Below are 24,550 nucleotides of genomic sequence, written 5' to 3'. Positions count from 1 at the left end.
TTTTAAGATGATAGGACTTACGCACTGTTATTTATAGACTCTCTGTGGTAGCAGATGATTTTTATCGAGAATAAAGTGATCAATGAAGTTTTTGATCATTGGTCTAAATAATTTCTTCTGCCAACGATATACATTTTCAAAGATCCGCTCAAACTGGTTCTTTTGTATCTCAACGTAGGCCATTAAGGCTGAAAAAATATGATTCAAAATCAGTTTAGATCGTCTTACCTGAAACTTTTCAATATGACAAACCTGTTTAATCACTCGGTGATATTGTTCTATTTTCCAATGACTTGAATGTAATTCATGAAAACCCTCAAAGGACAATAAATCATCTTCATCTTGATACACAATATAAAACCTCTGCTGTTCTTTTAACTGAGTCTTAAATAATTGTACAAAGCCAAAATCTTTGAGCCAGACCACTTGACCCTGATGGAAATCTGGCAATAAACGCAGTTGAAACCATTGTCCTTTTTCTGGGGAAACCTTACGGTTACTGTCGACACCAAACATAAATCGAATACCATATTTTCTTATGGTTTTTAGATTTTCAGTCGATGAATACCAACTATCACCTGTAATAAATTGAATCTTTGCACCCCAACTGAGTACTTCACTTAACATATCCATAAAGTAATCATTCTTGGTTTTACCTTTAGATTTGTCATAAATTCAAAAATTAATTGGAATATTTTGATTTGATCTGTCGCATACAAGGTAATGAGATGAATACCCTTGACGGATCGGTGGTGTTTACCTGACCAAAAATAGCTAACCAAGTCCATATGTTGACTATATGGTTTATCTAAAACAGTATCATCAATACTGATTATAAGTTCATTATTATCAATATGTTGAATTGCTTCTTGATATAGGTCGTGAGGTGTGTAGTCTTCACGCTCTAGAAAGCGATTTACACTATCATGCGAGATATTATAAGTCTCGGCAATTTGCGTGCAGCGAATAGAGTTCGGTTTTGTCATGAGAAAGCCCATATAAATGGGTAATGTACAAGTTGCTGTAGAAGCATGTTTAGTTCGTCTGATCACAGATACGTTATAAAGTATTTTAATACTTTTTTGAATCCGTCAATGCGTAAGTCCTAGAAAATATAAAAAAGAAAAGCCTTAATAAAAGGCTTTTCTTTTTTCAGAATAAGTTAATCTGGTTATTTACGATTACGATTCCAGGCATCACGGGAAGCAAGTTTTGCCTCATCCCAAGACAAGCGTGATTCAGCTCTTGATTTTTCCCAATTGACTTTTAGCTCTGGCTCAATCTCTTCAAATGCCACATCAGGATCATAAATTGCATCATTGTCATAACCTAAACGATACGCCTGCTGGTAATCCCGTTCATAATTCAGGTCTGGATAATTTGCCTTGGTTGTACCATAGTAAGGCTGATTAATGTAGTTTTCACGCCAATAGGCATCTTCAACCGTTGGATCAATCGCTTCACCAACCGCACTACCTGCCAAACCACCCACGACAGCACCAACTGCTCCACCAACCAATGTACCCAATGGCCCACCAACACTACCTACAGCAGCGCCTGCCGCTGCTCCACCTACCGCACCCAGGCCTGTTCCTACAGGATGCGAACCAGGCTCTCCAGTAATTGGATCGGCATTCAACTCTTTTTTAACTTCATCTGGAGCATTCTTAATTTGCTCACGATCAAAATCATCTGCATGTGTCATTTCTATTCTCCTTAAAATGGATAAATCACCGTAAGAGTTACATTCTTAATAAAATCTTCAGTGATGTTTAAATTGTCTATTCCACAATAAAATAGGATTTTGTTAAAAAAAAGGCCTAATATTTTATTAAAAGTTAAAATTTATAGTGTTTAGTAACAAAAGAAACATATTGAAATATTAGGGTCGGTTGACATTTAATAATGGCAACTAAATGTATATGCAAGCGGCTTTTTTGCACAGATCTATCTCTAAGGGTTATTCCACAATATGATTTTCAAATGAATAGAGATGGTCCCACTTGTTTGAACAACTAAAAGCTTATTTATAAGTCATATTTTGCTCTAGCTAAGCTATAGCAAACCCTACTATATAAGCTACATTGATTTAAAACCAAACACTAGGGCATCATAATTTTCAACTTCTTCACCTTGGTGAAAAGTCGCATTATCTAAAATGATAATACGGTCTTTCATCGGTTTTGACTTCCCAAATGATTATCCGAATGAAGTTAACCAACTTTCAAATACACTACGATTACAACAGCTTTCAAATAGTATAGGCATGATAAATTTAGTTTTTCTGCCAAAGATATAGTACCAATAAAGCTCATAGGTCTGGAAGATAGACCTGAACGGGTGGCATGACATCTTGTACCTTTCTTTGACCATCCCATTTGGGCGACTTCATTGCAACTCATGCCAGCTTCATCCATATAATAGATATCTGATGGATCAACTCGTTTGAGTATTTCTAAAAAATGACAAGTTTGCGATTTATGGTGAGTATCATGATAATGTTTCATGACTTTTTCACGTAAATTTACAGAATATATTTTAGGTATGGGTAAAATCTCAAATAAATCCAAGTGTAGCTTATATTTTGCTAATTGCTATATATTGTACTCAGTTTAAAGATAAGAAAATGCAAAAGTACCCATATGCATCAATTGGATATTGCATGTTTTTGAAAAGAACCAAATGTGGTCACTTTGCATAGCAACACTTTAAGGCGTAAAATAGCCGATTAGTTTATTTTCTAGGAAAGCTGTTCAGTGCAGATTCATTTAAATGTAGATCAATGGGTTATGGCACGTGACCGTCACCGTTTAAATCGACTGCGCAAAGATAAAAAAACACAACCAGCAGAAATCGAAAAACTGTTTGAACAGTCTAACCACAAAGTCAAGCAACGTCTTGCTCGTCTTCCCAAGATCAAGCTCAATCAGGATTTACCTGTTACTCAGTATGCAGATCGTTTGATTGACGCAATACAAAAGCATCAAGTGATTATTGTGGCTGGTGAAACTGGTTCGGGTAAAACCACGCAGCTACCGCAGATTGCCATGCTTGCAGGTCGTGGTCTTACGGGAATGATTGGGCATACTCAGCCGCGACGTTTAGCTGCTCGCAGTGTCTCACAACGTATTGCAGAAGAAGTTGGGCAGAAACTGGGCGAGGCGATTGGCTTTAAAATCCGTTTTAATGAGCAGGGATCGCAGGATTCGATTGTTCGTTTAATGACTGATGGTATCTTGTTGGCTGAGCTGACCAATGACCGATTTCTTTCAAAATACGACACCATCATTATTGATGAGGCACATGAACGCTCCCTCAACATTGACTTTATCATGGGTTATCTCAAGCAACTTTTACCCAAGCGCCCAGATTTAAAAGTTATCGTCACCTCAGCAACGTTAGATGTAAATCGTTTTAGCCAATACTTCAATGATGCACCGATTTTTGAAGTAGAAGGGCGCAGCTTCCCTGTAGAAGTGCGTTATCGTCCGATCTCTGAGCTGAGTATTGTTGGCAGTGATGATGATGAGTTTGATGATTTTGAAGAAAATCTACCGCGTGCTGTTGTACAAGCGGTCGAAGAGTGTTTTGCTGATGCTGAGGGTAAAGGGCATCCAGAACATGCTGATATCTTGATTTTTGCCAGCACTGAGCAAGAAATCCGAGAATTACAAGAAACCCTACAGAAGTATGGTCCTCGGCATACTGAAGTGTTGCCTTTATATGCACGTTTGGCACTCGCCGAGCAGCAAAAGATTTTCAGTCCAAGCGGCAAAGGTCGCCGTATTATTATTGCAACCAACGTTGCTGAAACAGCATTAACCGTTCCTAATATCCGTTATGTGATCGATAGCGGTTTTGCTCGTATTTCACGTTATAACTACCGTTCACGTGTGCAACGCTTACCGATTGAAGCGATTTCACAGGCAGCAGCCAATCAGCGTAAAGGTCGTTGTGGCCGTATCGCTGCGGGTGTTTGTATTCGTTTATACAGTGAAGAAGATTTTTTAAGTCGTCCTGAATTTACCGAACCAGAGATCAAACGAACTAACTTAGCTTCTGTTATTTTGCAGATGCAAAGTCTTGGTTTAGGTAGTTTAGAAGATTTTGACTTTATTGAGCCACCTGATTTCCGTTTGGTGAATGATGGGCGCAAGCTTTTGATTGAGTTGGGTGCATTAAGCGAACGTAAAAATGATTTAACTAAAGTCGGTCAAATGATGGCACGCATGCCGATTGATCCACGATTAGCACGTATGCTGATTGGTGGCGCTCATTTTGGTGTTCTGAAAGAAACATTGATTATTGTCAGTGCTTTAGCGATTCAAGATCCACGAGAACGACCTGCCGATAAACAAATGCAAGCCGATCAGAAGCATGCCTTATTCAAAGAAGCGGATTCAGATTTTTTATTCTATTTAAAACTTTGGAATACGCTCCAAACCAGTCCTGATACGCAGTCTGAAAACAAGCGCCGTCAATTTGCGCGTCAACATTTTTTAAGTTGGTTACGTTTACGGGAATGGAAGCAAACCCACCAACAATTAGTTGAATTGGCTGAAGGATTAAAGCTGAGCTTTAATGAAAAGGCAGCCAATTATGAAAATTTACATCGTGCTTTGTTAACGGGTTTACTTTCATTTATCGCCAATAAAACCGATGAACGTAATACCTTTATGGCGGTACGTCAGCAGAAAGCCAAAGTATTTCCTGCCAGTACGCTGCATAAGACCAATACTGCTTGGGTGATGGCATTTGAGATGGTGGAAACTTCTCAAGTGTACTTACGCACTTTGGCAAAAATTGATCCTGAATGGATTTTATTAGCTGCACGTGAACTATTGAAATATCACTATTTCGAACCACATTGGTCGAAAAAAGCAGGCATTGTGAATGCCTATGCGCAAATTTCATTGTTTGGTTTAATTATTGAACCAAAACGTATGGTGAATTTTGAGAAAGTTGATCAAGCCGCGGCACATGAAATCTTTTTACGGGATGCCTTAACGACTGGTAATTTGGGTATTACGCCACCGTTTTTAAAGCACAATTTATTGAAGCTTGAAGAAGTTGAGCGTGTTGAAGATAAACTGCGTCGTCGTGATTTAGTGGTCGATGAAGAAACTATTTATCAATTTTATGCTGAAAAAGTGCCAGAGGAAATTGCCAGTCGCCGTAGTTTTGAGGATTGGCGTGCAACAGTAGAAACAGAAAATCCGCGTTATCTGTTTGTTGAAGATGATGCGTTGTGGATGAATGATCGGCCAACCACGCAGCAATTCCCAGATTATTTACATAATGGACAATTGCGTTTAGCTGCGAGCTATCGTTTTGATCCAAGCCATGATGAAGATGGTGCAACAGTTAAAATTCCTGTGCAGGCTTTGCCACAGGTCGATGAAAAGCAATGGTCATGGGGGATTCCTGGGTGGCGTCAGGATTTAATAGAGGCTTTGCTCAAGGCGTTGCCTAAAGACAAACGTCGTAATTTAGTCCCGATTCCAGATACTGCGAAAAAACTGATGCAAGGTGTTGATGCAGTACATTTACGTGAGCACTTATTTAGTTATTTAGCTTTTGCCTTACGTGGTGAGCAGATTACTGAAAAAGATTTTTCTTTTGAACGAATTGATCAATATCTTGTACCTTTTATTAAAGTTGTGGATGAAAAAGGCAAACTCATTGCGCAAGGACGTGATTTAGATGAACTCAAAGCGCGTTGTCGTGTTGAAACGCATCGCCCTGTGAAACAGCAAAAGGGTGAGTTCCAGACTTTTCCTGAAAATTTTGTGTTTGAGGCTTCCCAAAAAGTCACAGGTGTTATTGTCAAGCAATATCAGGCACTTGTTGCTACAAAAGCCTTTGCTGAATTGGATGCCAAAGATGAATCGGGTGTGGTGATTCAAACTTTTAATGATCAAGATGAAGCCATCAAGCAACATCGTGAGGGGATTATTCGTCTTGTGCATATGCAGTTGGGTGATTTAATCCGTCAGTTGAAAAAACAGATTTCCAAACCATTAGCTTTGGCATATTCGCCTTTAGGTGATCGGGCGAAGTTGGAACAAATGCTGGTTTATGCAACCTTACAAGTTTCAATAAAAACTTTGCCTAAAAATACAGCGGAATTTAATCAGCTAATCGTTGATGTGAAAAAGCAATTTTTGGCAGATGGTCAAAAAGTTTTAATTGATATTACTGATATTTTTACTCAATGGCAGCAAATTCGTCGCGAGTTATTGGTTTTAGATCAGGATATCTTTGGTCGAAGTGTGGATGACATTGAAGACCAACTTGATTTAATGTCATTGGCAGACTTTGTTTATAGCCGATCTGCCGAGATTTGGCAGGAATACCCACGTTATTTGAAAGCATTGCTATTGCGTTTAGACCGATTGCCCAATAATCTACAACGTGACCTCGCTGCAATTGATGATGTCGATCCATGGATGGACAAAGTATTTAAATTTAAAAATGATCCTAAAATCAAAGAATTGTATTTGATGTTGGAAGAGCTTAGAATTTCCTTGTTTTCTCAACCGATGAAAACAAAGCTGCCTATTTCACCAACTAGATTGCAAAAACTATGGGATCGATTAGCAATCGGTTAAACTGAGCGATGATGAAAGCTAGAACCATTCTTTACAGGAGTTTTACATGGGCATCCGTATAACAGGTACAGGTTTATTCCACCCGACCGAATCTATTTCCAATGAAGAGTTGGTTGAAAGTTTAAATGCTTATGTAGAACAATATAATCAAGATCATGCCGCTCAGATTGAAGCAGGCGAAATTGAAGCCTTGCGTGGCTCAAGCCCTGAATTTATTGAAAAAGCATCGGGTATCAAAAGCCGTTATGTAGTTGAGAAATCAGGGATACTTGATCCAGCACGTTTACGCCCACGTTTACAAGAGCGTAGCAATGATGAACTTTCACTTCAAGCGGAGTGGGGCGTGATTGCTGCTAAACAGGCAATGGAAAATGCAGGCGTGACCGCAGAAGACATCGATGTTGTCATCTTGGCCTGTTCAAATATGCAACGTGCCTACCCAGCTGTGGCAATTGAAATTCAATCAGCTTTGGGTATCCAAGGTTATGCTTATGACATGAATGTAGCTTGTTCTGCTGCAACATTCGGTTTGAAGCAAGCCTATGATGCAGTGAAATGTGGCGCACGCCGTGTATTATTGCTCAATGTTGAAATTACCTCAGGTCATTTAGACTACCGTACTCGTGACGCACATTTCATTTTTGGTGATGTTGCAACTGCTTCAATTATTGAAGAAACTGAAACCAAATCAGGTTATGAAATCCTAGATATTCATTTGTTTACTCAGTTCTCAAATAACATTCGTAATAACTTTGGTTTCTTGAACCGCAGTGAAGATGCTGTGGTTGATGACAAATTGTTCCGCCAAGATGGTCGTAAAGTGTTTAAAGAAGTTTGCCCATTGGTTGCAAAAATCATTACTGCACAGTTAGAAAAACTTGAATTAACTCCTGAACAAGTTAAACGCTTTTGGTTACATCAAGCGAATGCCAATATGAATGAGTTAATTTTAAAACTCGTTGTTGGTAAAGATGCTGATTTAGATCGTGCACCAATTATTTTAGATGAATTTGCCAATACTTCTTCTGCGGGCGTAATTATTGCAATGCACCGCACAGGTGAGCAAGTAAATAATGGCGAATATGCTATAATTTCATCATTTGGTGCAGGGTATTCGGTTGGTTCGATTATCGTACAAAAACATATTGCTTAAAATTTATAGGCAAAAATAAAAAACCGCATCAATGATGCGGTTTTTTTGATTTCAGCTTATTTAAGCAAGATCGCTAGGTCGATGACTTGCGGAGTGGTGTTACCACCAATAGTTGAAGCTGCTAAATTTGGTGTTCCATCTACACTGATAGCTAAACGTGCTCTAGGTGTTGTAATTGTTGTATCGCTATTTAAGTCGACTCGATAAAGTACAGATGGTCCAGTTTCACCTGCCACAGTCGCTAAAGCTAAGCCATTGTCACCACCAGCAATATCAAAACCATTGTCTATACCTAAGTTGATTCCTAAATTACCGATCAGGTTTAATGTGCCTGCGTTTGGTGGATTCTGTTTAGTGAGAGTTTTGCCTGTTTGATCCAGATCAAATAGTTCTGTAGCTAACATCGCGATAGGTGTAGCGAAACTATTGGTATATGCAGCTGCAGTAACTTTAGCCTCAGAAATTCCGTTAATATCGCCATCTTTTATAGTATCGCCAGTATCGACGTTAATTCTTAAGTTCTGTCCAGTATTGCTGATTACGCGGAGTCGATCTGCTGTAGGGTTGAAATCAACTGCGAAACTTGTACCATCTAGGTTTGTGAAAGTGCTGCCAGTAGCTGGTTTGAGTGCAGTGATGAGGCTTGCTAAACCAGTGTCTGTATTGATCGTATACAAATTCCCTTTATTGGTTAATCCATATAGCTTGCCAGAATTATCAGTTGAGGTTCTAAAACGATAGTCTATACCGATAAATTTCTCATCTACAAGCAATCCAGTGAGGCTCTTTTCAGTTACAGTATTTGGATTAGTAATAGCGAAGCTAAGCAGTTTATTGTTTGCTGTTAAACCATAGCCTTGAGCTGTGGCATCGGTTGAACGTTTTAATGCAATGCCACGAATCCCCATGCTATTAAAACTATTATTCAGGTCATGTGATTCAAAAACAGCATCGCTTGAGGTGCCGACATTAGCTAGATTAAGTTTAAAAAATTTATAATTGCCTGATGCGAGTTTGAGTGCGGCAAAACCGACATTGTTGACAGGGTCTATATCAAAACCGCCACCGCCGTTTGTATTAATATCTGCACCCAAAGCCGTAGAATTGCCTAATGTACCTGCGTTCGCATTTTGAAGATAAATGCGATCACTATTTTGGTCAATGCTATATAGTTTGGTTGAACCTGTGCCAGCAAAGGCATTGGTATAAGCGCCTGCAACAACTGCTGCACTACCTGTGGCTAAATTAATCGTGCCATCTGTAATGGTTGCACCAGTATCAACATTGATACGCAAGTTTTGTCCTGTGTTAGAAATTACACGTAGGCGATCTGCAGCAGGGTTAAAATTAACAGTGATAAGGTTGGCATCACCCATAATTTGTGTGAAAGATGCATTTCCATCTGTAGTATCGCTCGGGTCGGCGATGAGTTTTCTCAGAAAAATTGCTTCGCCATTGTTTGGATTTAAAGTATATAAATTCCCCTGTAGACCAACAGCATAAAGTTTGCCATCTTTAGGGCGGTAATCAATACCTACCAGTTCATCCCCAGACATTAATCCTTTAATCTTGCGGTTAGACACAAGCTTGTCAGGCATTGATCTATCGACTGAACTAATCATTCCATTGGCAGTTAGAATTAAAGTATCGCCAGTATTCACATTTGACGACTCGGCATCGTTGTCTGAATCATTATTACAACCTAACAATGCAAAGCTTGCTAATGCAGTAACAGTCAAAGCTGTAATTTTCTTATTCATGTGTCTATCCTGATCTCAAAGTTATTTATAATAAGAAGTCGTCTTCCAATGAACGGTTTAAATTGACAATGCTTCTTGATATTCATTTTTGTTTGGAGGAAATTCCAAAAAAGATGGATGTATTAAGTTTAAAAATACAAATCACAATTTTTTGAAATTCACTTCTACTCCAATCAGGTTATGCGGACTAGGGTATAAAGTAAATTAATGTTTTTAAGTGATTTTTTTGTAGTAGCGTGTCGATTGGTAATTATTCACGAGGAATTCACGCGCGTTAAGAAACGTTAGTTAGTTCACAGAAATTATTTTTTAAAATTGGATTATCTCATATCAAAAATTAAAAAAGAGAACATGATTGTTCCCTTTTTTAATTTATACAAACTTGATTAAGCTTCTACAGTTTGTACAGCAATTTTCTTGGCAGGGTCAACTTTACGGCGTACCGCAGGCACAGGTTCACCATAATACTGGCGATCGGCGAAGTAACTTGAACGAACCATTGGCGCTGACCAAATATTTCTAAAGCCTAATTTACGACCATGTTCAGCGTAACGTTCAAATTCTTCTGGTGTCACAAAACGATCAATTGGCGCATGTTGTTTGGACGGCTGTAAATATTGTCCAATTGTTACATAGTCCACATCGTGCGCACGCAGATCATCCAGTAATGCAAGCACTTCCTCTTCAGTTTCACCAATCCCAACCATCAAACCACATTTGGTTGGGATATCAGGACAATATTCCTTAAACATTTTCAATAGATTAAGAGAGTGCTGATAATCAGAACCTGGACGCATTGCTTTGTATAAGCGTGGCACAGTTTCAATATTATGGTTAAACACATCGGGTGGACATTCTGTCATGATGCGTAAGGCAATATCCATACGACCACGGAAATCAGGAACTAAAATTTCTAATAAAGTTTTTGGACTCAAAGCGCGAGCTTGTTTAATACAATCCACAAAATGTTGAGCACCACCATCTAAAAGATCATCACGATCTACAGAGGTGATAACCGCATATTTCAAACCCAAATTTGAAATAGTTTCCGCCATATGACGAGGTTCATCAGGATCAAGTGCATTTGGTCGACCATGTGCAACGTCACAGAATGGGCAACGACGTGTACAGATGTCGCCCATGATCATAAAGGTTGCTGTACCACCCCCAAAACATTCAGGCAGGTTAGGGCAGGCCGCCTCTTCACAAACAGTATGGAGTTTTTGTGCGCGCAAGGTGGTTTTAATACGCTGAACCTCTTCTGGTGCGGCCATCTTGACACGAATCCAGTCTGGCTTACGAGGTACTTCAACCGTAGGAATCACTTTTACAGGAATTCTTGCGACTTTTTCTGCGCCACGAAGTTTTATACCCTGTTCAGGTTTACGGTGTTCAGACATATTTCACTTTTCCCTTAATTATTGAACCGATCAAGACTGCATTATTATAGTCAAGTTTGTAGTAGAAACAGGTATTCATTTTGAAAATGTCAATATTTAAAATATATGGTTGAGAAATACATTAATTCGCCGCATATTAGTTATCATATATTTAGAAGTAACAGCAAGAATGAAAGGAGCTTTGAATGCCACGTAAGAAAGAGGTCATTGGTGGGAATATTGTGAAGTTTGATGCAGTTGTTCTCGGTTCTGGCCCTGCGGGTGAAGGCGCGGCAATGAAGCTTGCAAAAGCAGGTAAACGTGTTGCAATTGTTGATGTTCGTGATCAACTCGGTGGTAACTGTGCACACGTGGGAACAATTCCGAGTAAAGCATTACGTCAAACGGTTTCCAGTATTATCCGTTATCAGCGTGATCCAATGTTTCAAAAAGTAGGTGAATGGAAACAGTTCACCATGAAACAGGTGCTGCGTAATGCGCATAAAGTGATTCAGCAGCAAGTCGATACACATACCCGTTTTTATGACCGCAACAAAATTGAGGTCTTTCATGGTCGTGCCTATATTCAGGATAAAAACACCGTCCTGATTTTTGGTCAGGATGGCATTAAGGATAGCATTATCTGTAAACAAATCGTGATCGCAACAGGTAGCCGTCCATATCAACCGAAAGAATTAGACTTTAACCATCCCCGTGTGTTTGATTCAGATAAAATCCTTGATCTGGATTACGCGATCCATAAAATCATTATCTACGGTGCAGGGGTGATTGGCTGTGAATATGCCTCCATTTTCATTGGGCTGGACCATAAAGTTGACTTGATTAATACCCAGCATAAACTTTTAAGCTATCTGGATGATGAAATCGCCGATGCATTGTCTTACCACTTGCGTGAGCAAGGTGTCCTGATTCGCCATAATGAGCAAATTGATCGTTTAGAAACCTTTGATGACCACGTGGTAATGCATTTGCTCAGTGGCAAAAAAATCAAGGCGGATGCAATCCTGTGGTGTAACGGCCGTTCAGGTAATACTGATGGCCTTGGCTTGGAAAATGTCGGGCTTGTTCCAAATAGTCGCGGTCAGCTTATGGTCAATGACCAATATCAAACCGAAGTTGATAATATTTATGCTGCGGGTGATGTCATTGGCTGGCCATCGTTGGCATCGGCTGCATACGACCAGGGACGCTGTGCTGGGGCGAATATGGTGGGCGAGAAGAACGTTAAACCGATCAAGGATGTCCCAACAGGAATTTATACCATTCCAGAAATTTCATCGATTGGTAAGACTGAACAACAGCTTACCGATGAGAAAGTCCCTTATGAAGTAGGGCAGGCATCTTTCCGTCACTTGGCCCGTGCACAGATTACGGGTGATACGGTAGGTGAATTAAAGATTCTATTCCACCGCGATACTTTGGAAGTCTTGGGTATTCACTGCTTTGGTAACAATGCAGCAGAGATTATCCACATTGGGCAGGTGGTTATGCATAGTCCAAACAATACCTTGAAGTATTTTGTTGAAACAACATTTAACTATCCAACCATGGCTGAAGCCTATCGTGTAGCAGCTTTGAATGGTATAAATCGTTTATTTTAAATTGCGATGGATTTAGTTCGATAAGCAACAAAATGCCAATCAATATGATTGGCATTTTGCTATGGTGTGTTTGATAAAAAGGTGGATATGAAAACTCAAAAAAATAATTTAATTATCATCGTGATGGTTTTTCTTATTGCTGCTTATTTGGGATTGGATTTCAAGCAAAAACAAAATACAACCAATGGCTCAGCTCTGCCACCTTCTACCAATTTAGTCATAGATGATCAACAGAAGATCATGCAGGCATATCAACAGCAACGGAGTAATATTCAGGTTCAAGCCCATGGAACAATAAAAGCAATTTTGCCAGATGACGATCAAGGTTCAAGACATCAAAAAATAATTTTACAACTTGAGAACGGATTGACTGTGTTGATTGCCCACAACATTGATTTGGCGCCAAAAATTGAGGGACTTAAAAAAGGCGATAAGGTTGAGTTTTATGGTGAATATGAGTACAACCAAAAAGGTGGGGTGATTCACTGGACCCACCATGATCCTCAAGGAAAACATATTGATGGATGGCTAAAATATCAAGGAAGAATGTATCAATAACATCTTCCCTGAATCCTGATGAACCTAACATGCGCTAAATCAGCTTGTAAGCGCCAATTTTTGACGAGATTTCCATTTAGGTAGGACTTTAGCCAGATAAGCGTCCATGCACCATACTGGGCCAATCAGAAGGAATTGCAGGTCCTTGAAGAATGATGGCTTTTTGCCCTCTACTTTGTGCCCATAAAACTGTCCAATCCAGGCAACCACAAAAACGCCAATATAAAAACCTACCCCTACAGGCAGAATTACAATCAGCCATGCCATGACTGCCAATAGCGCGGCCATTGCCACTGCCAGTACAATATCCAGACGGGCATAAAAGACCAGGGTCAGTACAAGCAGCAGGGCGGTGAGTAGCGTGCTAAAGTGAGCAAGAATCCCAATGATTGAAAAAAGAATGGCTGGAACGCAGACCCAGTGAATTTTTTTATTGGTTTGGTCTTGATGGCTGTCACTATATTCATCAAACCATTCAGTAATTGATTTCACAGCGCTCTCCTTGCTATGCGACTATGTTTTTTTGAATATACCGAAGAAAAGCGAGAGGGTCAAAATGATTCTTGGGAATGATAAGGAAATGATGTCTCTAATTAAAGAAAATAAAAATTTTGGAAACCTAAAACATAAAAAGCCACACAAGGTGGCTTTTTATCGAATTGATGAACCTGAATTAAGAATTTGGACCATCAACGCGTTCTATACTTACTTTCGCAGTGCCGGCATTGGTAACACCGAGTTGCTTAGCTGCGCCATAAGATAAATCTAATACACGGTTACCATGGAATGGACCACGATCGTTAACCTTAACTACAACGCTTTTACCGTTGTCTTTATTGGTCACACGAATGTAACAGTTCAATGGCAGGCTACGATGAGCAGCAGTTAAACCATTCATGTCGAATGTTTCACCGCTTGCAGTCTTACGACCATGAAATTGACGACCATACCATGATGCTACGCCAGTTTGGCTAAACTTACGTACGGTATTAGACGCAACAGTGTTAAGTTTTTCAATCACTGAAGGCTCTTCTTCAGGGATATCAATTTTAGCAGCAATTGTTTGGCGACGTACTTTGTCACCAGAACTCTCAGTGATTGAAAGACTATTGACGTTAGAAAAACGAGAATTAAAATTTTGAGAATCTTTGCTCAAAACGCGGGCTGCTAAATTAGAACCTTCAACATCATTTGTTAATGATGATGATTGTACCATTTCAGCATGTAACGGGCTTAAACTTAAGCCTGCCGTCAGCGCTAGAATATATTTCAGCGAAAACTGCATTGTATAAACTCCTAGAGAACATGCTTTTCTATCTCAACAAAACAGCATTGAAATACAGTGCACATGTCTAATTATTCACTTTTGCAATTACTTTTCTTGGGTGGATAATATTCAGCGCTTACGAAGTGTGTCTAGTCTTTAACGATAAATAGTTACAAAAAGGGTAAAAACTTACAGTTTTAGATTAAAAAATAATCAATATTGTAACAAAATATGAAATTTGATTATTTAACACCCTTTTTGAACCATAAATTTATTGACTTTCAGATTTTGTTTAAAAAATCGGGTTATCTTCCTGCGACTTCAGTGCCTAATAACCACACCGCTGTGGCATACATTCGACTCTTATTATAAGTCGTGATTACTTGGAAATTTGGATAGGTGATGTAATAAATAGGTCCAAATTGGTCTTGTAATTGAATAACATTTACTAAATCAAGATCATCTATTTTTACCAACGGGTCAATAGGCGCAATACCCAGTCTTTTCAGCTCTCCATACGGAGTTGGCAGGGTTAAATCCTTGGCAATAATGCTGTCTGGATTGTTGCCAAGATAGCGGGCGGGGAAGCCAATTGGACGATCCCGTTGCCAGCCATGTTGGGCCAAATAGTTCGCAATTGAACCGATTGCATCAACGGCTGAATTCCTTAGATCAATATGGCCATTTCCATCATAGTCAACGCCTAACTTTTGAATGTTGCTTGGCATGAATTGTGGATAGCCGATTGCACCCGCATACGAACCGACGATGCTATTAGTTGGGTAGCTTTCCTTATATGTCCATGCAATCAGTGCTGCCAATTCATCACCAAAATAGTCTGCCCGACGTGGGTATCCAAAGGCCAGTGTTGCAAGCGCATCCCGTGTGATGAAAGAGCCTTTATTGGCGCCATAACCTGTTTCTACGCCTAAGATTCCCAGAATGACCGACTTAGGCACACCAAACTGCTGTTCTGCGCGATTCAGGGCATCTTCATACTGGCTTTTAAAGCGAGCGCCACGTTGAATAGTGCCCTCAACCAGAAACATTGAGCGATATTCATACCAGGGCTTGCTTTCACCAGGACGGGTCATGATATTCAGGATATTGGGCAGGTTGCGTGCCCCACTCATGGCGGCATCTACCTGCTCACTGCTCAGGCCATAAGTGTTCATGGCCTTTTGTTTAAATGCAAAATAATTGGGATGAGTGAAAAATTCATTTGCCTGCGCCCAGTTACTACTCAAAAATAGGCTGGCACTCAAGGTAACAAGTTTAAAAGTTTTATTTAAAGTTTGATGAAACATAATGTTTATATCGTTCCTCATTATCGATGTGTATGAATAGACATCACCAGTCCAAATGTTGACATAAGGGTAATAATTGCAGTGCCACCATAGCTCATAAACGGCAAAGGCACACCCACTACAGGTAAAATACCACTGACCATGCCAGCGTTTACAAATACATAAACAAAAAAGGACAAACCAAATGCGCCCGCGACCAGACGACCATAGTTATGGAAGCTTTGCAGGCCTATCTGGAACGTTCTGAAAATAATGGCGCAATAGAGCAGAATCAGTAGGCTGACGCCAATCAGGCCAAACTCTTCGGAATAGGCCGCAATAATAAAGTCGGTATGTCCTTCTGGCAGAAAGTGCAGATGGGATTGTGTTCCCTCCAGAAAGCCTTTGCCTGAGAACCCGCCTGATCCAATCGCTGTTTTTGACTGGATGATGTTCCAGCCTGTCCCTAAAGCGTCCGCTTCAGGGTTAAAAAGGGTTAAGACGCGCTGACGCTGATAGTCATGCAGTAAAAACTCCCATGCAATTGGGATGATCACGGCCACAGCACCCGCTGCCGCCGCAATCAATCGCCATGACAGGCCACTTAGAAACAGAACAAAAATTCCGCTGGCAAGAACCAGTAATGAAGTTCCCAAGTCGGGCTGCTCAGCAATCAGCAAAAATGGAATGACAATCAAAACCAGAGACAGAATTACCTGAGAAAAGCTGGGTGGTAGTGCCTTGCGCGACAGGAACCATGCAATCATCATCGGCATGCCAATTTTCATAAATTCGCTGGGCTGGACGCTACCGAAACCAGGAATATCAATCCAGCGTTGTGCCCCCATACGCACTTCACCAAAAATCACCACTGCAAGCAGCGACAGCACACCAAAGATATAAAAGTAGGGTGAGAATGCCTGATAAACCTTGGGAGGAATCTGTGCCAGACTGAACATGACCACAAAGCCAATGCCAAAACTCATGGCCTGCTTGCTAACCAAGCCGACATCCTGAGCAGAAGCACTATATAAAATGGTCAATCCCAGCAGAGCATTCAGCACAAGAAACAGGCAAAGCCAGGGGTCGATATGCAGTTGTTGCCAACGGGATAACTGGGTTGCTGTGCTCAAGCCGTCACGCGGCGCTTGACGTAGAAATTTATACTGGGAACTAGGTGCCATGCGAGTGTAGATCGGGAAATCAATGCTTGGCGAATGCTAACATAAATGCGGATTTAGAGCGTGCAAATTTAGAAAATGTGACATTTATAAGCATTCAATCTATAGAATGAAATGGCAATAAATTTGTTCATAGGATTTATACCATAAAATGCTATAAATCAACCTAATAGATGAGTAGGGCTGTAGTGCATACGCCCAATAAAAAGCGATGGTTTCATGACCATCGCTTTTGCATCATTTGCTGAATTACTTTTGAACCAATAACTGATCAAAATGTTTTGCAAATACTTCAAGTTCACCTTGGCTTAAACCTGGGATGAGCTTGTTAATCACAATGTGAACGGCTGTTTCGACACCACTGGTTGCAACGCTCGCAACACCGCGTTTCATCATGCCCAGACCCAGCGTTTTGTTAAATTCGGTCATGAAGTGGTGAGTCAATGCATCAGCAAAAGTTTTAAATTGCTGGGTTAATGCATCACGTTGTGCCTTGCCATTTCCAGCAGCGACTTCTGCAAAGCTTTTTTTCATGTCAGCGACCAGCGTATCAGGTAGAACCGTACCAATACGTTGTTGACCATCATTGTCAGTAAACAGGCTTTTTTCCATAAACGACAACGATTCAAGAACCTGCTCGTTCGATGCCTTGCCTAATAATTGCTTAAGTAAAGTCTCAACAATGCCACGGATTTTGATTGCAAGTTTCTCGGTGGTGTCACGCTTATCACTTGGCGGAAACTTTTGAACCAGCTTAATCAGCATGTTATCTAATAATTCATCAGTCAACTGTAGAGAAATTTTGTCACGCAACGGATATTGTGGTTCTTTACTGTCACGGTTGGCTTGTGCAAGTTTAATATCCTGACTCAAACCTGCTGATGGAAGAATACCGAAATAACTGGTCATTGAAGAACGTCCTCTATATCAAATTTATTCGTTTTATTGTCGTGCCAGACGAATTGGCTCGGGCATCCATGACAAATCCGATACACGGCATGGGTTAATATCCAGCCCCCCGCGGCGTGTATAGGTTGCATAAACCATCAGCTTTTCTGGTTGAAGCAGTTGCCAAATATCCGCAAATATTTGCTCAACACATTGCTCATGGAAACCATTATGCTGACGGTACGAGATAATATAGGCTAACATACTGCGATAACAAGGTCTTTTGCCTTGCAGACGAATAAAAACCGTGCCCCAGTCAGGTTGGCCTGTCACAGGGCAGTTGCTTCTTAAAAGATGTGAATACAGTTCAATTTCAACATGATCCTGACTGCTTGAGTCGAGTTGCAGCAAGCTTGAGTCTGGGTGTTCAGACAGGCGTTCAGGAATCAGCTCATCAATACAGATGCCTGTCGGTTTGGAAATGGCCAAGTCATCGACCTGAAACAGTTGTAGCTCAATCTTTGCACCAGCAGCCTGAGACAAGTCACGTTCCACTGTTTCAATAAATGTTTCTCTTGACTGAAATTGGGTAAAGTTCAGGCTGTTGAAATATAGCTTGAGCGACTTTGATTCAATCAGGTTGGGGGAGCTGGCTGGCAGGGTGATGCGGCCAATCGCCACCTGTGGCAAACCGAGCTGGTTTAACCATGAAATTTCAAAGACATGCCACCAATCCTTACCCTGACTAATGCCGTCAATATGTGCATATTGTTGACGGGAATCAGCGCGGGCAATTGGAAACAAAACCTCTGGCTGATATTGAGTTGGGTATTGGGTGTCTTTGCCCAACAAGGAAAGTTCAACACTCATTCACGCATTCCTGAACCACGAGCTAATAAATGATAGGCAATTGCATAGAGGGCAACGCAGCATAGTGTCACGATGCTCAATGAAAAGGATACATTGACATCACTGTGTCCTAAAATCCCGTAACGGAACGCATTGACCATATAGACAATTGGATTGATTAAAGACAGGTTTTGCCAAAATGGGCTTAACGCGCTAATCGCATAGAACACACCACCCAGATAGGTGAGCGGGGTCAATACAAAAGTCGGGATAATCGAAATATCATCAAATGACTTGGCATAAACGGCATTGATAAAACCACCAAGTGAAAACAACAACGAAGTAATGATGACGGTATAGACCGTCACAAATAAATTGTAAATTTCCAGATGGGTAAAGAACAGGCTCATTAGGGTTACAATCAAGCCAACCAGCACACCACGGCTTACACCGCCAATCACATAACCCCAAAGAATCAGGTGTAAGGGCACAGGGCTCATGATCAGTTCTTCAATACTTTTTTGAAATTTGGCACTAAAGAAACTTGATGAGACGTTGGCATAGCTGTTGGTAATCACAGCCATCATAATTAGGCCTGGCACAATGAACTGCATATAGCTAAAGCCACCCATTTCACCAATACGTGAGCCGACCAGGTTGCCGAAAATCACAAAGTATAAACTCATGGTGATGGCAGGTGGCAGTAAGGTTTGTGGCCAAATCCGCATAAAACGACGAATTTCTTTAACAACTAAAGTCCAGAGTGCGGTTTTAAGCTGATTGAAGTTCATTGATTCGCTCCCGCAAGATTCTTCTCGACCATTTTCACGAACAATTCTTCCAGACGATTGGATTTATTGCGCATACTGTTGACCTGAATATTCTGTGATTGCAGGATTAGGAACAAGTCATTCATGTTATGCGCCTTGTCCATGGTCACTTCCAAAGTCACAGGATCGACCAGGTTAAACCTGAACCCGATAATATCGAGTTGTAAATGCTCAATCGGTTGCGCTAAGTCAAAAATAAAAGATTCCTCGTTCAACTGATTAAGGAAACCTTTCATGCTGGTATCTTCCTTAATCACACCACGGTCAATGATGGCAATGCGACGGCACAGCATCTCGGCCTCTTCCAGATAATGTGTGGTCAGGATGATTGAAGTGCCTTTCTCATTCATTTCAGTGAGGAAATCCCACATGGAACGGCGTAGCTCAATATCCACACCCGCAGTTGGTTCGTCCAAAATCAAGAGTTTGGGTTCATGCATCATGGCACGGGCGATCATTAGGCGGCGTTTCATCCCGCCAGACAGCATGCGTGACTGGATATTACGCTTTTCCCATAACCCCAGTTTTTCTAAATAATGTTCGGCACGTTGTTCAGCCAGTTTTTTCGGAATACCGTAATAACCCGCCTGGGTCACCAGAATATCAAAGGTTTTTTCAAACTGACCAAAGTTAAACTCTTGTGGGACGACACCAAGACATTGTTTGGCATGTGAGGGGTGGCTATCAAGGTTATGCCCAAAGATTTCAACCGAACCCGATGTCTTTTTGGTTAAGGAACTGATGATACTGATTGTGGTTGATTTACCTGCACCATTTGGACCCAGTAGTGCATAAAATTCACCCTCAGGCACAGTTAAATCAATACCTTTTAATGCCTGAAAACCATTACGATAAGTTTTGGACAAATCGCTCAACACCAAAGCATCAGTCATGAATGTCTCACGTTATTTAATAGAATGCGTATTTTGAGCGATATAAAAGAATAAACCAAGTGGAAAAACAGGTTTATGGCGTGTTAAAAACAGAACGATCACAGAAAGGGAAGTATCTTAAGAAGATGGTGCGCTCAGCGGGACTCGAACCCACGCCACAGGCTTCGGAGACCTGTACTCTATCCAGTTGAGCTATGAGCGCGTGCGAGCCACATCATAGGCAAAAAAAGCACATAGGTAAAGTATATAACTTCGCTTAAGGCCGTTATTGTTTATTAAAACAACGATTTCTGCTTTTATTCAGCCATTTTTACAAAATCAGCATGATAAATGCTGAACTGAATAATTAATCAGTTTTAGCGTTTGATTCAGTTGGGTTGGTGGAATACGGGATTCCTGTAATGAGGTAATCCATTGCATTTGACACGCTTTCAATTGTTGTAGCGTTTTAATGGACTGAACTTTTTGTACCAGTGGACGAGCCATCAAGCCGCAATAGGTGGTTAAGGTCTGAATCATCACTTGCTGAATTTCAACAAAAGCGAGTTTTTCCAGTGAAATATTTTCTGGTTGAATCTGCTGGACAGGAACAGTATTGATTTCAGATACTTCTTTTATAGCGGATGTTTCTGAACTGTTCACTTCGTTGACTTGAACACTTAAATCTTCTTTTATTTCATTTTTTACTGGGGGTTGCGTAGCTTGCTGCGCCAATAAACCCATATCAATCAGTTGTTGCACCAGTTCTGTCGGGGCAATTTTTTGTTTATAGTCATGGTTTAGGTCCTGAAAGTCTTCGTGATCAATCAGTAGCAACAAACGGCGTTGACGTGCGGTCAGCTCAATATTGCGTTGCTGCAACGCATTTTGCCCAAGTTCTGTTTTAAAAAAATGTGACATTTCTGAATCTCCCCAGCCAAAAACTAGATGGAGATTAAGATACGGTTAATAAATGACAATAATGTTAACAATTTATTAAATATCATTGTCTCGTTTGGAGTAAGTGGAAAATAATCTAACAGTGCGACACGTTATGGAGTATTTGGCTCACTGAGTTTCCAGTGCCTTGCGTAAATAAGGATCAAGATCATCCTGACGTAGTAACCATTGAATATAGTCGGCAGGCAGGTCCTGAATGGCAGTACCCTTATGTTTGCCGAAAGTGATGCTCTTTGGAATACGAGCTTCTTCTGAAGCAATATAAAGTTGTTCAATATCCTGAATATTGAGGCGGTGAATGATGTGCATCAGGATATTGGCTGTCAGGATAATATCGGCATCGGCTCGGTGCGCACCCTTAAGCATTTCCCGCGCCTTGTCACTGCCTTTTGAAATTAAATAAATCAGGGCTGAAATATTGTGTGCTTCCGCCTCTTTCCAAACATGTCGGGCCAGGGCAAGGGTGCAGATCGGTTTCAGTTTGGATGTATCAACCCCGCAGCGTGCGATTGCGGCAATATCATAATCCACATTATGTCCAATAATATAGCTCGTCTGTTCTGGTAGCTGGAATTCACGGTAATTGGGCTGATCGACCAAATCTGATTCCAGAATATGGTGTACGGCCATTGCCGCATAGGAAATGGGTTGATTGACCTGATAAAGCTGATCAAAGATTTGGCTCTTATCCAGACTTAATTTTCCACTTTCAATTTTAATCGGCGCATAGGCGATTTCGATTGGCAAACCATTCAGTGTATGTGTCTCAGTATCCAGAATAATGGCTTGCATGAAGTGGTCCTATATGAAGTCTAGAATTTTATTATCTTACAAGAAATTTATTTATTGTGCCGTCAAATAATCGCTGTTTGAGCCCAGCCTAAAATGCTGGTTCAGTATTCGTAAAACTTTGAATGGTGGTTTGAGATTTACCCAAAGACTTTGACTCATACATGAGCTGGTCTGCGATTTTGCTCGCATCCTCAAGATTTTCAGGTAGTTCAGTCAAGATTGCTAAACCCATACTAAAGTCCACGCGGTATTGTTGTTTTAAACCACTTTCCTGAAATAATGCTCTAATACGCTGGTCACAGTGATTTGCCTGAGTGTCATTGACTGCCTTGAAGCCATCAAGGTCAATAATGCCCAACACGACGAGTATGAGTAAAATCAATAAACGTCGTAGGTTGGTATTTCATGCGAATAATCGTTCTAAGGTCTTTTCCATTACATTGTTATAAATGATTACACATTAAAACGGAAGTGCAATACGTCGCCATCCTGAACAATATAGGTTTTGCCTTCCAAACGCCATTTACCCGCTTCTTTCGCACCGTTTTCACCGTTGTATTGAATGAAGTCATCATAGGCAATACATTCAGCACGGATAAAACCTTTTTCAAAGTCCGTGTGAATCACACCTGCCGCCTGTGGCGCTGTGGCACCCACTTTAACGGTCCAGGCACGGACTTCCTGTACACCTGCAGTAAAGTAGGTTTGTAGGCCAAGTAATTTATAACCCGCACGGATCACCACGTTTAAGCCTGGCTCTTCCATTCCCATCGCTTCCAGAAATTCAGCACGGTCTTCATCTTCCAGTAGTGAAATTTCAGCTTCGATCTGGTTGCAAAGAGGTACCACAATCGCATTTTCCTCAGCAGCCAATTTTTTTACGGCGTCAAGATGTGGATTGTTTTCAAAACCATCTTCTGCCACATTGGCAATGTACATGGTTGGTTTGAGTGTCATTAAACCAAAACCACGGACTGCCTTACGTTCGTCATCAGAAAGGTCTGCTGCACGTGCTGGCTTACCTTCATCCAGTAAAGGCTGGATTTTTTCCAAAGCTGCCTTGGTTGCAATCGCATCTTTGTCACCACCTTTTGCTGCTTTGGTTAAGCGTAACAATGCTTTAGCAACAGTATCAAGGTCAGCCAGTGCAAGTTCAGTGTTGATGGTGGCAATGTCATCCAACGGGTCAATTTTACCATTCACGTGAATGACGTTTTCATCTTCAAAGCAACGCACCACATGGGCAATCGCATCCGTCTCACGGATGTTGGCAAGGAACTGGTTACCGAGGCCTTCACCTTTGGATGCGCCCGCAACCAGACCCGCAATATCAACAAATTCCATCGTGGTTGGCAGAATACGCTGAGGTTTTACAATCGCCGCAAGTTTGTCCAGACGTGCATCTGGTACAGGTACAATCCCTGTATTGGGTTCAATGGTACAGAACGGAAAGTTTTCAGCAGCAATGGCTGCCTTTGTTAATGCATTAAATAATGTAGATTTACCTACGTTTGGCAGACCAACAATACCGCAATTAAAACCCATGAAACCACTCACAAATGTGTTATTTAAAAAATTGCTGCTGATTTTACATGAAAGCCATGACAAAGTCAGGTCATGGCTGGAATGAAAAATCGATCTCGCCCAAATTACAGGAGATAGGAAAAAAAGGACATTGTATTGATTCGCTTTTACTTCTAAAGTATGGCAAACCTTATGTTTGAACGAATAGAAAAATAAAGCTGGAGAGTCTATGCGGGTTTTATACCAATTTCCTTTGTCTCACTATTGTGAAAAAGCTCGCTGGTTGTTGGATCATAAGGAATTGGACTATGTGGCACATAATTTAATTCCTGGTTTTCATCGTGCGTTTACCTATTTCAAGTCAGGGCAATACCTATTGCCAATGCTGAAAGATGGTAAACGCTGGATTGCTGATTCGACCCAAATCGCCTTATATCTGGATGCAACCTATCCTGAACATACACTGTTAAGACGGGATGAGCAATTGCGTGATCAGGCGCTGCAAATTGATAAACTGGCAAATGAGCTGGGTATCCATGTACGCCGCTGGTCACTGGCACAGGCACTTTTAGTGGGTGATCATCCGCTTGAAATCATGATGGGTGAACAAGGCTATTTACGCCAGTTTGAGAAGATTTCTAAACCAATTCTGAAAAGTCTGGTCTCAACCAACTATAAGCTTAATCCCGAAAAAGTCGCTAAATCCAAAATTCGCATGACAGAGATAATCGCCGATTTAAATCAGCGTCTGGTTGATAATCAGGGGCGTTACTTGGTGGGGGATCGTCTGGGTTTGGCTGATATTTCGGTCTGTTCAGTCCTTGCACCCTTGCTGGTGATCAAGGGAACACCGTGGGAACTGGAAAATGATGATATTGAACAGTTCTCAGACGAATTAAAGCAGTATCACGACTATTTACTGGATTTACCACTTGGACAATATGCACAGCGTATTTATGCCACTGAGCGTAATGCCCGTGTTGATTGGCGAGGGATGTAAATTTTCAGCTATACATCA

The 24,550-nt window shown here is 40.9% G+C and carries 21 protein-coding genes, 1 tRNA gene and 1 pseudogene; 5 read left to right on the top strand and 18 right to left on the bottom strand.

Annotation, left to right across the window (positions count from 1 at the left end; translation table 11 throughout):
* Positions 1 to 27: 27 nt before the first annotated feature.
* The 3 genes and pseudogenes from F973_RS14710 to F973_RS14705 form a co-directional block, all read right to left on the bottom strand.
* Positions 28 to 1,052, bottom strand: a pseudogene (locus F973_RS14710) (transposase).
* Between the two features lie 119 nt (positions 1,053 to 1,171).
* Positions 1,172 to 1,705, bottom strand: coding sequence for a glycine zipper domain-containing protein (locus F973_RS08775; protein ID WP_004761287.1), 534 nt, complete (start codon positions 1,703 to 1,705; stop codon positions 1,172 to 1,174).
* A gap of 508 nt (positions 1,706 to 2,213) precedes the next feature.
* Positions 2,214 to 2,507: a hypothetical protein gene (locus F973_RS14705; RefSeq protein ID WP_171062324.1), complete on the bottom strand. Its 294-nt coding sequence runs from the start codon at positions 2,505 to 2,507 to the stop codon at positions 2,214 to 2,216.
* Between the two features lie 249 nt (positions 2,508 to 2,756).
* On the opposite strand from F973_RS14705, the gene hrpA reads away from it, so the two are divergent.
* Together hrpA and F973_RS08765 are read left to right on the top strand one after the other, a co-directional pair.
* Positions 2,757 to 6,611 carry an ATP-dependent RNA helicase HrpA gene (gene hrpA, locus F973_RS08770; RefSeq protein WP_004761283.1) on the top strand — a complete coding sequence of 1,285 codons (3,855 nt, stop codon included), beginning with the start codon at positions 2,757 to 2,759 and terminating at the stop codon, positions 6,609 to 6,611.
* Between the two features lie 46 nt (positions 6,612 to 6,657).
* A complete protein-coding gene (locus F973_RS08765) occupies positions 6,658 to 7,764 on the top strand; it encodes a beta-ketoacyl-ACP synthase III (protein WP_004761281.1) in 1,107 nt (368 codons plus the stop codon).
* 56 nt (positions 7,765 to 7,820) lie between these two features.
* On the opposite strand, the gene F973_RS08760 is transcribed toward F973_RS08765, so the two are convergent.
* Together F973_RS08760 and lipA are read right to left on the bottom strand one after the other, a co-directional pair.
* The gene (locus F973_RS08760; protein WP_004761279.1) at positions 7,821 to 9,524 is read right to left on the bottom strand and encodes a DUF4394 domain-containing protein; all 1,704 of its coding nucleotides are present in this window, start codon (positions 9,522 to 9,524) and stop codon (positions 7,821 to 7,823) included.
* Between the two features lie 386 nt (positions 9,525 to 9,910).
* A complete protein-coding gene (gene lipA / locus F973_RS08755; protein ID WP_004761278.1) occupies positions 9,911 to 10,924 on the bottom strand; it encodes a lipoyl synthase in 1,014 nt (337 codons plus the stop codon).
* 185 nt (positions 10,925 to 11,109) lie between these two features.
* On the opposite strand from lipA, the gene sthA reads away from it, so the two are divergent.
* Complete coding sequence (gene sthA / locus F973_RS08750) at positions 11,110 to 12,525, top strand: Si-specific NAD(P)(+) transhydrogenase (protein ID WP_004761276.1); 1,416 nt, start codon at positions 11,110 to 11,112, stop codon at positions 12,523 to 12,525.
* Between the two features lie 87 nt (positions 12,526 to 12,612).
* A complete protein-coding gene (locus F973_RS08745) occupies positions 12,613 to 13,083 on the top strand; it encodes a DUF3465 domain-containing protein (protein WP_004761274.1) in 471 nt (156 codons plus the stop codon).
* A 39-nt stretch (positions 13,084 to 13,122) separates the two neighbouring features.
* Here the strand turns inward: F973_RS08745 and F973_RS08740 are convergent, their stop codons facing one another.
* The 13 genes from F973_RS08740 to ychF form a co-directional block, all read right to left on the bottom strand.
* On the bottom strand, positions 13,123 to 13,575 hold the full coding sequence (locus tag F973_RS08740) for an Mpo1 family 2-hydroxy fatty acid dioxygenase (RefSeq protein WP_004682320.1): 453 nt from the start codon (positions 13,573 to 13,575) through the stop codon (positions 13,123 to 13,125).
* A gap of 181 nt (positions 13,576 to 13,756) precedes the next feature.
* The gene (locus F973_RS08735; RefSeq protein ID WP_004679681.1) at positions 13,757 to 14,368 is read right to left on the bottom strand and encodes a septal ring lytic transglycosylase RlpA family protein; all 612 of its coding nucleotides are present in this window, start codon (positions 14,366 to 14,368) and stop codon (positions 13,757 to 13,759) included.
* Between the two features lie 287 nt (positions 14,369 to 14,655).
* Positions 14,656 to 15,657 (bottom strand): lytic murein transglycosylase B, encoded by a 1,002-nt coding sequence (gene mltB, locus F973_RS08730; RefSeq protein ID WP_004682314.1) that lies wholly within the window; start codon positions 15,655 to 15,657, stop codon positions 14,656 to 14,658.
* Positions 15,658 to 15,677: 20 nt separating this feature from the next.
* Positions 15,678 to 16,820, bottom strand: a complete 1,143-nt coding sequence (gene rodA / locus F973_RS08725) for a rod shape-determining protein RodA (protein WP_004761269.1) — start codon at positions 16,818 to 16,820, stop codon at positions 15,678 to 15,680.
* A gap of 246 nt (positions 16,821 to 17,066) precedes the next feature.
* Positions 17,067 to 17,726, bottom strand: a complete 660-nt coding sequence (locus F973_RS08720; RefSeq protein ID WP_004679678.1) for a hypothetical protein — start codon at positions 17,724 to 17,726, stop codon at positions 17,067 to 17,069.
* Between the two features lie 33 nt (positions 17,727 to 17,759).
* Complete coding sequence (gene queF, locus F973_RS08715; RefSeq protein ID WP_004757862.1) at positions 17,760 to 18,575, bottom strand: NADPH-dependent 7-cyano-7-deazaguanine reductase QueF; 816 nt, start codon at positions 18,573 to 18,575, stop codon at positions 17,760 to 17,762.
* A complete protein-coding gene (locus F973_RS08710) occupies positions 18,572 to 19,345 on the bottom strand; it encodes an ABC transporter permease (RefSeq protein ID WP_004679673.1) in 774 nt (257 codons plus the stop codon). Before F973_RS08710 ends, queF begins: the two co-directional genes overlap by 4 nt.
* Entirely contained in the window at positions 19,342 to 20,277 is a 936-nt protein-coding gene (locus F973_RS08705; protein ID WP_004679671.1) for an ABC transporter ATP-binding protein, read from the bottom strand. The genes F973_RS08710 and F973_RS08705 overlap by 4 nt, the downstream gene beginning before the upstream one ends.
* 126 nt (positions 20,278 to 20,403) lie before the next feature.
* Positions 20,404 to 20,479: transfer RNA gene (locus F973_RS08700), tRNA-Arg, on the bottom strand.
* Between the two features lie 116 nt (positions 20,480 to 20,595).
* Complete coding sequence (locus F973_RS08695; RefSeq protein ID WP_004679669.1) at positions 20,596 to 21,177, bottom strand: hypothetical protein; 582 nt, start codon at positions 21,175 to 21,177, stop codon at positions 20,596 to 20,598.
* 147 nt (positions 21,178 to 21,324) lie between these two features.
* Positions 21,325 to 22,008, bottom strand: coding sequence for a 3'-5' exonuclease (locus F973_RS08690; protein ID WP_004679666.1), 684 nt, complete (start codon positions 22,006 to 22,008; stop codon positions 21,325 to 21,327).
* 88 nt (positions 22,009 to 22,096) lie between these two features.
* Positions 22,097 to 22,369, bottom strand: coding sequence for a nucleotidyl cyclase domain-containing protein (locus F973_RS08685; protein WP_004679665.1), 273 nt, complete (start codon positions 22,367 to 22,369; stop codon positions 22,097 to 22,099).
* Positions 22,370 to 22,461: 92 nt separating this feature from the next.
* The gene (gene ychF / locus F973_RS08680; RefSeq protein WP_004679664.1) at positions 22,462 to 23,553 is read right to left on the bottom strand and encodes a redox-regulated ATPase YchF; all 1,092 of its coding nucleotides are present in this window, start codon (positions 23,551 to 23,553) and stop codon (positions 22,462 to 22,464) included.
* Between the two features lie 208 nt (positions 23,554 to 23,761).
* Here ychF and F973_RS08675 point away from each other — a divergent pair, with 208 nt between their 5' ends.
* Positions 23,762 to 24,532 carry a glutathione S-transferase family protein gene (locus tag F973_RS08675; protein WP_004682306.1) on the top strand — a complete coding sequence of 257 codons (771 nt, stop codon included), beginning with the start codon at positions 23,762 to 23,764 and terminating at the stop codon, positions 24,530 to 24,532.
* The last annotated feature ends 18 nt before the right edge of the window (positions 24,533 to 24,550 follow it).

The sequence above is a fragment of the Acinetobacter sp. CIP 102129 genome (assembly GCF_000368305.1).
GTDB classification, from domain to species: Bacteria; Pseudomonadota; Gammaproteobacteria; order Pseudomonadales; family Moraxellaceae; genus Acinetobacter; species Acinetobacter parvus.
Note: the sequence above shows the minus strand (reverse complement) of the source record. Positions and strands in the feature narration are given on the sequence as shown.